17 protein-coding genes are annotated in these 13,642 nt (G+C 42.4%); 10 read left to right on the forward strand and 7 right to left on the reverse strand.

The features are described 5' to 3' along the window. Position 1: 1 nt before the first annotated feature. Complete coding sequence (locus tag I5349_RS05610) at positions 2-580, reverse strand: hypothetical protein (RefSeq protein WP_226389763.1); 579 nt, start codon at positions 578-580, stop codon at positions 2-4. Between the two features lie 23 nt (positions 581-603). Continuing rightward, on the reverse strand, positions 604-2,010 hold the full coding sequence (locus tag I5349_RS05615) for a pyridoxal phosphate-dependent decarboxylase family protein (RefSeq protein ID WP_226389764.1): 1,407 nt from the start codon (positions 2,008-2,010) through the stop codon (positions 604-606). 88 nt (positions 2,011-2,098) lie between these two features. Here I5349_RS05615 and I5349_RS05620 point away from each other — a divergent pair, with 88 nt between their 5' ends. The 6 genes from I5349_RS05620 (at position 2,099) to I5349_RS05645 (ending at position 5,772) form a co-directional block, all read left to right on the forward strand. Beyond that, on the forward strand, positions 2,099-2,692 hold the full coding sequence (locus tag I5349_RS05620) for a LemA family protein (RefSeq protein ID WP_226389765.1): 594 nt from the start codon (positions 2,099-2,101) through the stop codon (positions 2,690-2,692). Between the two features lie 6 nt (positions 2,693-2,698). Further along, entirely contained in the window at positions 2,699-3,133 is a 435-nt protein-coding gene (locus tag I5349_RS05625) for a TPM domain-containing protein (protein ID WP_226389766.1), read from the forward strand. Between the two features lie 9 nt (positions 3,134-3,142). Next, entirely contained in the window at positions 3,143-3,928 is a 786-nt protein-coding gene (locus I5349_RS05630) for a TPM domain-containing protein (RefSeq protein WP_226389767.1), read from the forward strand. Positions 3,929-3,981: 53 nt separating this feature from the next. Further along, on the forward strand, positions 3,982-4,218 hold the full coding sequence (locus tag I5349_RS05635) for a hypothetical protein (protein WP_226389768.1): 237 nt from the start codon (positions 3,982-3,984) through the stop codon (positions 4,216-4,218). A 3-nt stretch (positions 4,219-4,221) separates the two neighbouring features. Beyond that, positions 4,222-4,686 (forward strand): TspO/MBR family protein, encoded by a 465-nt coding sequence (locus tag I5349_RS05640; RefSeq protein ID WP_226389769.1) that lies wholly within the window; start codon positions 4,222-4,224, stop codon positions 4,684-4,686. Between the two features lie 75 nt (positions 4,687-4,761). After that, on the forward strand, positions 4,762-5,772 hold the full coding sequence (locus I5349_RS05645; RefSeq protein WP_226389770.1) for a flavin-containing monooxygenase: 1,011 nt from the start codon (positions 4,762-4,764) through the stop codon (positions 5,770-5,772). A gap of 1 nt (position 5,773) precedes the next feature. Here the strand turns inward: I5349_RS05645 and I5349_RS05650 are convergent, their stop codons facing one another. From I5349_RS05650 to I5349_RS05665, 4 genes are all read right to left on the reverse strand, one after another. After that, complete coding sequence (locus I5349_RS05650; protein WP_226389771.1) at positions 5,774-6,385, reverse strand: trimeric intracellular cation channel family protein; 612 nt, start codon at positions 6,383-6,385, stop codon at positions 5,774-5,776. Between the two features lie 113 nt (positions 6,386-6,498). Then, positions 6,499-6,705, reverse strand: coding sequence for a hypothetical protein (locus I5349_RS05655; RefSeq protein WP_226389772.1), 207 nt, complete (start codon positions 6,703-6,705; stop codon positions 6,499-6,501). A 100-nt stretch (positions 6,706-6,805) separates the two neighbouring features. Beyond that, positions 6,806-7,426 carry a class I SAM-dependent methyltransferase gene (locus tag I5349_RS05660; protein ID WP_226389773.1) on the reverse strand — a complete coding sequence of 207 codons (621 nt, stop codon included), beginning with the start codon at positions 7,424-7,426 and terminating at the stop codon, positions 6,806-6,808. Then, positions 7,416-8,336, reverse strand: coding sequence for a patatin-like phospholipase family protein (locus tag I5349_RS05665; protein ID WP_226389774.1), 921 nt, complete (start codon positions 8,334-8,336; stop codon positions 7,416-7,418). The genes I5349_RS05660 and I5349_RS05665 overlap by 11 nt, the downstream gene beginning before the upstream one ends. A 71-nt stretch (positions 8,337-8,407) precedes the next feature. On the opposite strand from I5349_RS05665, the gene I5349_RS05670 reads away from it, so the two are divergent. Genes I5349_RS05670 through I5349_RS05680 form a run of 3 tightly spaced genes read left to right on the forward strand, consistent with a single transcriptional unit; the run spans position 8,408 to position 10,433 of the window. Then, positions 8,408-8,827 carry a VOC family protein gene (locus tag I5349_RS05670; RefSeq protein ID WP_226389775.1) on the forward strand — a complete coding sequence of 140 codons (420 nt, stop codon included), beginning with the start codon at positions 8,408-8,410 and terminating at the stop codon, positions 8,825-8,827. A gap of 15 nt (positions 8,828-8,842) precedes the next feature. Then, entirely contained in the window at positions 8,843-9,244 is a 402-nt protein-coding gene (locus I5349_RS05675; RefSeq protein WP_226389776.1) for a DoxX family protein, read from the forward strand. A gap of 43 nt (positions 9,245-9,287) precedes the next feature. Continuing rightward, entirely contained in the window at positions 9,288-10,433 is a 1,146-nt protein-coding gene (locus I5349_RS05680) for an MFS transporter (protein ID WP_226389777.1), read from the forward strand. 1 nt (position 10,434) lies between these two features. Here the strand turns inward: I5349_RS05680 and I5349_RS05685 are convergent, their stop codons facing one another. Further along, the gene (locus I5349_RS05685; protein ID WP_226389778.1) at positions 10,435-10,998 is read right to left on the reverse strand and encodes a 2'-5' RNA ligase family protein; all 564 of its coding nucleotides are present in this window, start codon (positions 10,996-10,998) and stop codon (positions 10,435-10,437) included. Positions 10,999-11,081: 83 nt separating this feature from the next. Between I5349_RS05685 and I5349_RS05690 the strand changes: the two genes are divergently transcribed. Beyond that, positions 11,082-13,625 (forward strand): M14 family metallopeptidase, encoded by a 2,544-nt coding sequence (locus I5349_RS05690; protein WP_226389779.1) that lies wholly within the window; start codon positions 11,082-11,084, stop codon positions 13,623-13,625. The last annotated feature ends 17 nt before the right edge of the window (positions 13,626-13,642 follow it).

The following is a 13,642-nucleotide window of genomic DNA, read 5'->3' on the forward strand; positions in this document are numbered from 1 at the left end:
GTCAGTCATTGAGTTGATACTGTTCTGTCAGTCTAAAGTAGTCAAAAAAGGTTAGTCTAAGCGCTTCTCGTTGTTTTTCTTCCGTGAGAAATGGTCTCCACTCACTTTCTAGCAAGATCTCCAGCGGATAATCCGATTTGAGAGCAGGGTATATTTTTTGGACAAAATCTAAGTGTACTTCTTTAGGACCTGCGCTCCATTCGCAGGACACCTGTCCTTCTGTAGATTGATATCTAACTTTGATCGTATCTATAGTCGCGAGTTTTCCTTGAGGTTCTATGAAAATATAAGCCTTGTCTTTGAGCCAGTCCATCACAATGGCCGCTTGGATAGTAGTCACAGTGCTATCCTTAAGCCTTTTGTCTAGTCTGTATAGGGTGTAGTTAGCATCTTCTCTGTTTTCTACATCATAGTAGCTACTTCGGATATTTTTGAAGAAAAGTCTACTCGCATCTGTGATCTGACTAGGGTCTGATTCACTTTTTTCCTTTTGATTAAAAAAAGAAAGCACCAGCACCAAAGCGATTGTGCTTAGGCCAAATATTTTAAGCAAGCGCTTCATCTCTGGGCTAAATTCCATGAAGAGATAACTCTAGGAGGTGATCAATGTTGCGAATATGCTGCCTCTTGGATCAGTTGCCATACCATTTCGACATCTGTTTTTTTGACATTGGTCTGGGCGATCACGATTCGGATGGTAAAGGCTCCGTTGAGTTTTGTATGACTGAGAAAAGCTTTGCCTGAGTCATTGATCTTTTGCATCAATCGCTCATTCGCAGTATCGATATCCCCTGATGCTGGTAAGTATCTAAAGCAGATTGTATTTAGCGGCATCGGGGCTAGTAATTCAAACTGTGGATGTTCATCTAACTTCTCATAAAGCCATTGCGCTAGCTGCATGTGTTCGCGCAGTTTTTCTTGGATACCAGAGATACCATAGCTCCTGATGACAAACCAAAGCTTGAGCGCTCTAAACCTTCTCCCAAGCTGAATATGCCAGTCGCGATAGTTGTTTACCTCATCGTCTTGCTGGGTTTTTAGATACTCAGGCGTCATGCTAAAGGTATTGATCAGCGTTTGTGTGTCTTTGACATAGTAAGCAGTGCAATCAAAGTTGGTAAACATCCACTTGTGTGGATTGAAGACATAGCTATCAGCCTTTTCTATACCTTTGATCATCCACCTGTACTCTGGAAGTAGCAGTGCTGTACCCGCATAAGCAGCGTCTATGTGATGCCACACCTTGTATTTCAAACAGATGTCTCCGATGGCATCTATCGGGTCGATGGCTGTAGAACTGGTAGTGCCGATCGCAGTGACTACACAGAGCGGTGTAAAACCAGCCGCTAGATCGTCTTGTATGGCTTTTTCTAGAGCAGAGGGAATCATCGCAAAGGCTTCATCTACTGCTACTTTCACGATATTAGACTGACCGATACCTGCTATTTTGACGCCTTTGTCTATGGAGGAATGTACATGTTCTGAGCTATAAATCCTGTAGCGGTGCTCACCAGTGAAGCCATGTTGATTGATCGCAAAAGCACTGTGCCGCTCACGCGCAGAAAGAATCGCACTCAAAGTAGCAGAGGAAGCGGTGTCTTGGATGACACCTTTCCAAGAATTAGGGAGCCCTTTGGCATCTCGCAACCAGTCAAGTACCCGCTCTTCAAGCTCTGTAGCTGCTGGAGAAGTGAGCCAACTCATACACTGTGCGCCCATAGTGGCCATGAGCATCTCTGCGAGGATAGAAGGGCAACTATTATTAGCAGGAAAGTATGCCATGAATGTAGGACTTTGCCAGTGCGTCATGCCAGGAAGGATGATTTTTTCAAAGTCTTTAAAGATCTTCTCAAAACTTTCGCCTAGGACGGGGGCACTATCAGGAAGCTGTTTTTTGATGCTTCCTGGTGCTACTTGTGCCAAAACTGGATATTGAGAGACATTTTGCATATAGTCTGCCATCCAGTCAACTAGTCGATGTGCTTCTTGGCGAAATTCTTCAGGACTCATCTTTTCTATATTTGGTTTTAAAACGCAACTAATCTTTACAAAACGCGTCAATTTACGTAATTTGACAAAAATCTATTCTTAAACGGACATGAACAAAAAACTAATCATCACATTGGCCATCATTTTTGTAGTTGGCTTTATTATTTACAGAACTTTTGTGGGATCTTATAACAATATGGTTAACCGTGAAGAGGCGGTAAATTCTTCTTGGGCACAAGTAGAAAACGTCTATCAGCGTAGATCAGATTTGATTCCTAACTTGGTAAATACGGTAAAAGGTTATGCTGACTTCGAACAAGAAACGCTAACAGGAGTGATCGAAGCTAGGGCCAAAGCCACTTCGGTAAATATCAATCCAGAGAATCTAACTCCTGAGACCATTGCACAATTTGAGCAAGCGCAGCAGGGAGTGAGTTCTGCTTTAGGACGACTATTGGTTACGGTAGAGCGCTATCCAGACTTGAAAGCCAATCAAAATTTCCTAGAGCTACAAGCGCAGCTAGAGGGTACTGAGAATAGAATCACTGTTGAGCGTCAAAAGTTTAATGAAGTGGTCAATAGCTACAACGCTTACATTCGTCAATTCCCTCAAACCATGCTTGCTGGTATGTATGGATTTGAGCGCAAGGGATATTTCGAAGCGAGAGAAGGCGCAGATGTAGTGCCAGAAGTACAATTCTAAATCATCATGGCAGAAAAACTATTTAGTAAAGAAGACAAAGCGAAAATCGTAGCGGCTATCGTGCAAGCAGAGACAAGAACCTCTGGAGAGATCCAAGTTCATCTCGAAAATCACTGCAAAGCAGATGTCCTTGATAGAGCTTTGGAAGTTTTTGAGAAGTTAAAAATGCACAAAACCCGTTTTCGTAACGGGGTTTTGTTTTATATAGCTGTGGAAGATCATACGTTTGCCATTCTGGGAGACAAGGGCATCAATGATGTAGTACCAGATCACTACTGGGATGATATCAAAGATGCTATGCTAGTACATTTTAAAGAGAGACACTTTACAGAAGGATTGATCGAGGGTATCCATATGGCTGGAGAACAGCTGGCAGAGCACTTTCCTTATGATCAAAAAGGAGATACAAATGAACTATCGAATGACATTTCATTCGGGTAAACAGATTTTATGAAGCGAATTACATATTTGATATTTTTCACGTGGCTGAGTTTAGGCGTGGCCTGGGCGCAAGACATACCCGCACCACTCTCTCCTCCTCAGCTAGTCAATGATTTTACTAATACACTGAGTGCGGCAGAGCGTCAAAGCCTTGAGGCTAAGCTATTAGCCTATGAGGATACCACTTCTAATCAATTCTCTATAGTGATCGTCTCAACTACAGGCGGAGCTGACATCGCACAGTATGCTGCGAAACTTGGTGAACAATGGGGCATTGGGAAAGATCAAAAAGACAATGGCCTACTCATCTTAGTAGCACTTGATGACCGTAGGATGAATATTTCTACAGGTTATGGTCTAGAGGGAGCTATTCCAGATGCTTTGGCTAAGCGGATCATTGAGAACGTGCTCAAGCCAAACTTTCAACAGCAAGCTTACTACCAAGGGCTAGATGAAGCAACAAATGTACTGATGGGTTTGGCTTCAGGTGAGTTTACAGCAGATGAAGTCTCTAGTGGAGGTAAAAACCTTGGAGGGCTTTTGTTTTTACTATTGATCATATTTTTCATTTTCGTCTTGCCATTTTTGAAAAATAAAAGCGACAATGATAACCACATGGGTGGCAGAGGTGGAGGCGTAGATGTCTTTACTACTCTCATGCTGATGAACATGCTAGGCGGAGGCCGTAGAGGTGGCGGAGGCTTCGGTGGAGGCGGAGGATTCTCTGGTGGAGGTGGTTTTGGAGGCTTCGGAGGCGGTAGCTTCGGAGGTGGTGGAGCTAGTGGAAGCTGGTAATCGCTTAATATCAAGATTTCCTATATTACAGTCTCATCATTAGAAGTGCCGCTATGAAAACTTGGTATTTACGTTTGATCACGCTTTTATATTACATCTCTGCGATTGCGCATTTATTTGCTTTGATCAGGATACCGCCTTTGGTTTTTCTGCTCATGCCCATACCCAATGTCATCGCAGTGTTTCTTTATACCAAAAAGAATCCAGATAAGACCTTGAACAAAGCCGAGTGGATAGGCTTGGGTGTGCTCTTAATCGTGCATATATTTTTGATCTACAAACTCTTCTAAGCCATGTCAAAAATCACCAAACTGATCATATCATTAGTCTTGCCATTAGCCGTTGGTGCTCTGGGAGGGCTGGCTACGGCATCTTCTGTGGGGACTTGGTATCAGACCCTTGAAAAACCAAGCTTCAATCCACCGAGCTGGGTTTTCGGGCCAGTGTGGACTACGCTTTATATACTCATGGGCTACGCAGCCTATAGAGTATGGACTACCGAGAGTGAAGATCGACCTGGAGCCATGAAGCTTTATTGGTCATCATTGGTACTCAATGCCGCTTGGTCTCCTATATTTTTTGGTTTACAGTCTCCTCAGTATGCACTGATGGTGATTATTCCACTTTGGATGTGCATCTTGTTTATGATCATTGGTTTTAGGAGAGTAGATAAGCTCGCAGCGGGCTTGATCGTCCCGTATTTACTTTGGGTGACCTTTGCGACTGTGTTGAATGGAGCGATAGTAGGACTCAATTAAGCTTTTACATTTTCTTTGTCTCATTTTGGCTATGTATTTGTTTATCATGCCACATATTAGTTCAACTTTAGGCGTATGAAAAAGCAAATAGTCATCATAGGAGCAGGACAGGCTGGTCTCTCTCTAGGCAGGACGCTCCAGAAGTCGGGAAAGGATTTTTTAATACTTGAGAAAAATCCCTCGATAGGAGATAACTGGCGCAAGCGATTTGATTCTTTGGTGCTTTTCACTCCCGCACGCTACAGCGCACTTCCAGATTTGGAGATGGCGCTTCCACCGAAGTCGCAGCCTACCAAAAACCAAATAGCAGATTATTTTGAACGTTATGCGGCACATTTTGAACTGCCTATTTACCTCAATCATGCCGTAGAGTCTCTCACTAAAGAGGGAAATGGCTTTGCGATCAAAACCGCTCATGGGGAGATCTTTGCAGAGCAAGTAGTGGTGGCTAGTGGTTTCTGTGAACGACCTGCTATACCTAGTTGGGCAGCCGATTTGAGCATTCCATATATCCATAGTGCTTCTTATAAATCTCCTGTATCTGTCAAGGGTAAAAAGGTGCTTGTAGTCGGCACTGGAAACAGTGCAGCACAGATAGCCGCAGAGCTTACCAAATATTATGATGTCACTTGGTCGGTGAATAGAAAGCCAAACTTTGCACCACTGTATATTTTTGGGAGAAGTGTGCTTTGGTTTGCAGATAAGCTAGGTCTTATGGATAAATCGCTTTCAGAGAAAAAGCGAAAAAAGGGGGAGCAGATTTATCTTTTTGGTGACTTGAAGCAAAAACTAAAGCAAACAAAACGTAAAACTAAAATAGTTAGCGCAAGTGGTGCCTTAGTCATCGATACTAAAGGAAAGCAGGAGGTCTTTGACTTTGTAGTCTTTGCTACGGGCTTCCTGCCAAACTATGACTTTATTCAAATCCCAGGTTTTGAAAATAATCTAGATCAGCTAAGAGCGCAAGAGGGTTTTTCACTGGTAGAAGGATTGTATTTTTTAGGCATTCCACATCAGCGGACAAGAAGCTCTACTTTGATCTTTGGTGCACAGAAGGATGCTATTCATCTAGCCAAGCATTTATAAATCATTTCCACTTGCCAAGTGAAGGCAGGCTGAGTTTGTATCTGACAGCAAAGAGTCTGATCGTAATGATTAAACTCATCGAAGCGAGTAGGTTAAAATTACGCGTCACTTCAAAGTTGTCTAAAGTGATGTAAAGTATTGCTCCTGCTAGACATGCTGTGGCATAGATTTCTTTTCTAAAGATGATCGGCATCTCGTTGGTCAAAGTATCTCGTAGTACTCCTCCCATCACAGCTGAAAACATGCCCATGACGACAGCGATAGGTGGCTGCACACCTAGAGAAAGTGCCTTTTCAGTACCGAGTACTGTGAAAAATCCAATCCCAATCGTATCAAAAAAGAACATGGTCTTGCGCAGTCTTGCTACCAAGCTATAAAAAAGAAATGTAGTAACTACTCCTGCGATGATGGCATAAAAAAACCAAACGTCTCCAATCCAAACCAGCGGATAACTACCCAAGAGAATGTCTCTAAGACTACCTCCGCCAATAGCCGTGATGAACCCAGTGAAGCCCGCGCCAAACCAGTCTTGATCCTTGTCCTGCACGGCCAAAGCACCAGATATGGCAAATACATACACCCCGATCAATTCGAGTACATACTGAAGATCCATAATGCGAGATAGAAAAAAGACTTGCTGATGGCAAGTAAATGTGGGAAATACTCTAAACAAAAATAGTCCGCCACTGAGGACGGACTATCGTATCTTTTCAAATGCAACAAATATTACATTTGATCAGCTGCTGGCTCTTCTGTAGCTGGAGCTTCTTCAGTCATTGTAGTATCTTCTTCTACAACTTCGATTGGCTCTTCTACTACTACTTCTTCAGTAGCTTGAGTTTCTTCTACTGCTTGTTCTTCAGTAGTCTTTGTGCCGCAGCTAGCTAGGATAGTAGCAGCAGCAAACATCATCGCAAGGATGGATTTTTTCATAGTGGTAGTTAATTTTTAATTGTTTATTAACAGAGATATTAATCATAAAATGTGTGCCAACTTTTTCTAAAAATTCGAAACCAAAAAAATATTTTTTCGTTCAAGCCTCTTTGATGAGCATCAAGCTAGTCATTTCTCTTTGCCCTAAGACTAATACGCTTTTGGGGTTTTCTAAAAAACCGAGTTTAAACCGTTTTAAAAGCACATTTAAAAGATTTTCGGTCAAGACAAATCGTTCACTTCCATCTGGCAATAAAAATCTTCCTTCGCCTAAATTTTTTGATTGAGCACTGAGTCCTCCAAAATCTCCTACCGTTCGGATAAAGAGTGATCCTCCAGGCTTGAGTACACGGCAGAGTTCAGACCACATTTGGATGAAATGTTCCTCACTTTGGGCAAAATGTAGTACAGCACTACTGATCACCGCATCAAATGCACCCTCATGAAAGAGTAGGTCCTCAGCAGCACATTCTTGAAACCGAAGAATGTCATAGTCTTTTCGAATACTACGAGCTTGCATGCGGCACATTTGGATTGCTATGGGATCTTGATCCACCCCAAATATTTGATAACCCTCTCTTAAAAAATAAATGGTATTTCTCCCCTCTCCACAGCCTACATCTAAGATTTTCATCTCAGGAGTGTAGCGGCCTTTGAGGATTTGATCTAGGAGATAGAGGTCGATATTGCCAAAGAGTTGATTTAGTGCACTAATGTCCATTTTGCTGATCAAATTTTTCTAAATTTTCAAAAAAGGCTTCTTTACCTAATTCGATGAGTTCTTTGGCTTTATAAAACTCAAAAGTACCACACTGCTTTCTAGAGACTTCGACTAGGATATCTACCCGATTGCTAGCGAGTATGAGATCTGAAAGCTTGTCTTGGATGAGATCAAAGGATAAGTTCATCACATCTAAAAAGCTCATATTCTTAGATTTAGCCGCTTTTTTATCTGCTTTTTCCTTTTTCACTTTTGGAAAGACCCCACCTACCCTTTCTTTCAAATCACTCACCCAGCTTGGCAAGGCATTGAGAGCAGATTTATTTTCAGTGTATGAATGGTTTAATGGACGAGGTTTTATAGGGGCATTCACATCAACAGCTACTACTAACCGATCTTTTCTTATTTCGATGAGATTGACTGGAATAGGATTGAGCACACCGCCATCCACTAAGTCTACACCTTCGAAGGTAAGTGGTTTGATCACAGTAGGAATCGCAGCTGAAGCCCTAATCGCTGTGTATAAGCTTCCTTTTTCAAAGATATATTCACGGCTATTGGTGATATCAGTCGCTACCGCTTTGAAAGGGATGTTTAAGTCTTCTATCTGACAGTCAGGAATGACTTTTCGGAGTTCATTGAAGACTTTTTCCCCTCTAATAAACCCTCCAGAGCTAAAGGTAAAATCTAAGAGTGAAAATACATCTATGCGGTCTAAGTGGCTCACCCACTCTTTGAACGCATCCAAATGACCAGCAGCATACATCCCACCGATGAGCGCACCCATGGAGCAGCCAGTGATTTCTTTGATTTCGTAACCTTTTTCTAGAAGTCCTTCTATCACCCCGATATGTGCAAGACCCCGAGCACCACCACTGGATAAAACTAGCGAGACAGATTTCTTTTTCATGAGGGCAATTCGATCAAAAAGCGTTTAAATTTGTGATGAAGTTTCAAAAATCACTTAAAGATAAAGCGAATATGACGAATATCCCATTTCACCTAGCTTTCCCGATCAGGGATATCGAAGAGACTAGGTCTTTTTACGGAGGTTTGCTGGGTTGTGAGATCGGTAGAAGTACTGATAAGTGGATCGACTTTGACTTCTTCGGTCATCAGCTATCCGCACACATCAAGCCTGAGGAACTCGCCATGGCCAAAACAAATGAGGTAGATGGTAAAAATGTACCCGTAAGGCATTTTGGGGCAATACTTCCTTGGGAGACTTGGCATGAGCTTGCAGATAAGCTGAAGGCACATGACATAAAATTCGTGATAGAGCCTTACATCAGATTCAAAGGGGAAGTGGGTGAGCAAGCCACGATGTTTTTCTTAGACCCATGTGGCAATGCACTTGAGTTTAAGTCGTTCAAAGATCCAAGTCAGATATTTGCCAAATAAACTTTAAACCAAACCATGAAAAAATTCTTCTTTTCGACAAAGCAGCATTTTAGTGATATAGGTCTGCTGATTTTGAGAGTCGCTGCTGGTGCCATGATGATGACACATGGATATGCTAAGCTAGACAATTTCTCAACATTGAAAGATGTATTTGGAGATCCTATAGGTCTTGGACCTTTCGTCTCCTTGCTATTGACCATATTTGCGGAGTTCATATGCTCTATTTTAGTGATGGTGGGTTTTGCTACCAGATTTGCTTTGATTCCACTGATCATCACGATGGTTGTGGCGGTATTTGTTGTTCATGGAGGAGATCCATTTGCTAAAAAAGAATTGGGACTTATATATCTGAGCATGTACGGTACTCTAATGCTTTTAGGCCCGGGCAAACTGTCTATAGATAATATGATCAAGTAAATTACTTGGTCAATCTTTTACCAATTTCAAACCTATATACTTTATGAAGCAGAGAAAGCAGCATCGCATAGCGATCAGTGCGGTGTTTTTTCTTTATGGGTTGTGTTTTGCTTCTTGGGCGAGTCGCATACCTGACTTTCAGCAAAAATTTGCTTTGGGTGAGGCTGCTCTTGGTAATCTTCTCTTTGCACTTCCGATAGGATCGCTTTTAGCGATACCTCTCGCAGGATATTTAGTACATGTTTTTGGAAGCCGCAGGGTTGTCGTCTATGCAGGCCTTTTTTATGGGTTAGTATTAGCGACTTTAGGTTGGCTGGACTCTGTTTACCTGCTCTTTGGAGCCTTACTACTCTTTGGTATGGGTGGTAATCTGATCAATATTGCTTTAAATACCCAAGCCATAGCTGTGGAAGATATGTATCAGAGAAGTATCATGAATGCCTTTCATGGTCTGTGGAGCTTAGCAGGTTTTTTTGGGGCAGGGTTAGGCGCTTTGATGATCGCATATGATTTTCTTCCTGAGACACATTACCTCTTGGTACTGGCATTGGTACTGCTAATTCTTATTTTTTCAAAAAGCAGACTTATTCAAGATCAGAATGAAAGACAAGAATCCGGAAAGGCTTTCGGTAAACCAGATGGCCTTATCATCAAAGTAGGTTTGGTTGCTTTCTGTGGGATGCTTTGCGAAGGTTGTATGTTTGACTGGAGTGGCGTTTATTTCAAAGACGTAATCCGTGCACAGCCTGGATTAGTTGCTTTGGGCTATGTCTCTTTCATGGCAGCTATGGCGAGTGGTAGATTTATAGCAGACAAAGTAGCCAACCGAATAGGTAAATACAACATGCTTCGTCTGAGTGGTACGCTGATTTGTGCAGGCCTATTGATATCCGTTTTGCTACCTTCTTTGGTGCCTGCTATTATAGGCTTTTTATTGGTAGGCGTGGGTACTGCTGCAGTAGTGCCGCTTTCCTTTAGCATTGCAGGGAGATCTCAGACATTGGCACCGAGTGTTGCCTTGGCGATGGTTTCAAGTATTTCATTTTTTGGCTTTTTACTAGGACCACCACTGATCGGTTATATCGCTAGCTGGCTAGACTTGAAGGCTTCTTTTGCCATCGTAGCTGGAGTGGGTGCCATGATAGCAGTGCTTGTGACTTTATCCAAAAAAGAACTCAAAGCACTTTAGATTATTCATGGCCTAAAGTAAAAGTCTCGATTACTTGCCAATATTTGCCATCGTGTTTGAGCAAGCAGAGTTGGTTACAAATCCAGTTTTCATGAAAGCTTTTTTCCTTAAAATGTGCGAACGCCTGATCGAAATGTGCTTTTTTCAAATCTCTAAAAGCAATGGTCATGTGTGGATGAAAAGGTCGTTCTATGAAAGCATCATTGAAAATATGGAGCTTCAATCTCAAAGCTTTTTTCAGGTCAGCTTGCATCATTTTGAGAGGATTATTTTCTCCGACCTTGATGTAGATGACACGATCCCCAAAGTGTCCAAAGCCACCTAATCGGAGCTCTAGTGGTTTTTGTTCTAGGGAAAATGCATGAAGCATACCTGAGAGTTGCGCGTATTTTTTATTCTTCCAAAGAAATGGCATTTGCAAGGTGATGTGCGCGGGTGATCTGAGGGCCTGTTTGCTATTAAAAAGTGTAGCGACTTCATTTTTAAAAGCCATCACTTCTGCTTGAAGCACACCTTCTGGTACTAGTGCTATGAAATAGAGCGATTCATCCTTTGGGTTGGGCATCAGTATAAGATTAATTGTAAGTCGGTCAAATTAAGTGTATTTTTCACAATTAAATAAAAATCAAACTGAAGACCTTTTAGAAGATGATCAAAAAGATTTACACAGGCTTATTTGCGATGTGTCTTGCCTTGGGTGCGGTAGCACAGCAGCAGACCAAGAGTCCGGAGCAGTTTCTAGGCTATGCACTGGGTGAGCGATTCACGCCACACCACAAGATCGTGGCCTACTATGAGCACGTAGCTGCGACTAATTCAAATGTCAAACTAGAATACTATGGAGAGACAAATGAGCTGAGGCCTTTGATGGTAGCTTTTATATCCTCTCCATCCAATATTGACAACTTAGAGCAGATTCGTACAGATAACTTGAAGCGCACAGGCGTACTAGAGGGAAATCCAGTAGGTCCAAAGATGCCTATCGTATGGCTGAGCTATAATGTCCATGGCAATGAAGCAGTGTCTTCTGAAGCGACCATGCTGACATTGTACGAGCTAGTCAATCCTGCCAATCAGGAAACTAAGAAATGGCTAGAAAATACCCTCGTGGTAATGGATCCATGTATCAATCCTGATGGTAGAGACCGCTATGCGATGTGGTACAACCAAAAGATGCATGCTCAGATGAATGTGGATATCAATTCGACAGAGCACAATGAACCATGGCCAGGAGGAAGAGCTAATCACTATTTATTTGATTTGAATAGAGACTGGGCTTGGCAACAGCAAATAGAGTCTCAGCAACGTATGAAACTTTATAATAAGTGGCTGCCACAAATACATGTAGACTTTCACGAGCAAGGAATCAACAATCCATACTATTTTGCGCCAGCAGCTGAGCCTTTGCACAAGCAGATCACACAGTGGCAGAGAGATTTCCAAGAAGTGATTGGTAGAAATCACGCCAAATATTTTGATAAAAACAGCTGGTTTTATTTCACAGGGGAGGTTTTTGATCTGCTTTATCCTAGCTATGGAGACTCCTACCCTATCTTCAATGGTGCCATAGGGATGACTTATGAGCAAGGAGGTTCTGGCCGAGCGGGCATTGGCGTCTTGACCGCTGAGGGAGATACCCTCACACTAAAGGATCGAATAGCACATCACCACACTACGGGTCTCTCTACGATCGAAACATCTTCTGTCAATGCCACGAAGCTAGTAGACGAGTTTGAGAAATTCTTCAAAGAAAATGCTGCTGCGCCAAAAGGTAAGTACAAAGCTTTTGTCATCAAAGGCAACCAAAATGTGGATAACTTGAAATCCCTAGCAGAGCTAATGGACAAGCAAGGAATCAAATATGGTACTGCAGGAAGCAAGTCAGGACTGAAAGGTCTCAACTATCAAAGTGGGAAAGCAGCGACTTTTTCTCTTGAAAAGGGCGACATGATCATCAGCGCTTATCAGCCTAAGTCTGTATTGGCACAAGTATTATTTGATCCGAATCCTACGCTACAAGACTCGATCACTTATGACATTACTTCATGGGCACTTCCTTATGCTTATGGGTTGGAGGCTTATGCTTTAGAGACTAGACTTGATCCATCTGAGGCCTTGACTTTTGAGTCAATAGAAAATAAGCTGATCGCTGAAAAGCCCTATGCCTACATGGCAAAGTGGAATAGCATACAGGATGCACGTTTCCTTTCAGACCTGCTTAATGCAGGTATCAAGGTTCGTTTTGCAGAGTTGGCTTTTGAGCTAAAAGGCGAGAAATATGATGCAGGTACACTGCTGATCACTAGAAGAGGCAATGAAGTGATGGGAGATAAATTCGACCAAGAAGTTACAAGACTCGCTAATGCACATGCGCGTAAATTGACGCCTGCTTACACAGGTTTTGTGGATAAAGGTAAAGATTTCGGCTCATCAGATGTCAAGTTTATCCAAAAGCCAAAAGTAGCTGTACTTTCTGGTCAGGGTACTTCTTCGCTTTCTTATGGAGAGATCTGGCACTACTTCGAGCAAGAGCTAGGCTATCCGATGTCAGCGATTGAGTTGGGAGACTTTGCTAGAGCAGATATGAGTGAGTATAATGTGCTCGTGATGCCATCAGGCTATTACAGTGCACTTGGTGAAAGCGGAACCAAAAAGCTCCAAGCTTGGGTAAGAGAAGGAGGCAAAGTCATCGCAGTTGAAAATGCGACTTCTTTCTTTGCGGATAAGGAAGGTTTTGGACTGAAGAGATTTGCAAGCGACTCTGATAAGAAAGCTCTTGATGAAAAAAATAAAGCTTGGGATGAAAAGGAGCAGTTGATGGCCTACGACTTGCGTGAGCGACTTGGCATTTCTACCAGTATTTCTGGCGGGATTTTTCAGGTGACTTTAGATAAGTCTCACCCACTAGCCTTTGGACTGGGAGATCATTATTACACCCTTAAAAATGGAGCTAGCAGATATAGCTATCTTTCTGGAGGCTGGAATGTAGGAACTATAAAAGGGATGGAAGCACATAGAAGTGGTTTTGTCGGATATAAGGCAGCCGAATCTCAAGAGAGCACCTTGAACTTCGGTGTGGATAACGTAGGTCGCGGACAGGTCATTTACTTTGTGGATAACCCCATCTTTAGATCATTCTGGCATCAGGGAGAGTTCTTATTTGCCAATACCCTTTTCATGGTAGGACAATAAGCGTCACTAAACCTAAA

Source organism: Penaeicola halotolerans, from assembly GCF_016464625.1.
GTDB lineage: Bacteria > Bacteroidota > Bacteroidia > Cytophagales > Cyclobacteriaceae > Penaeicola > Penaeicola halotolerans.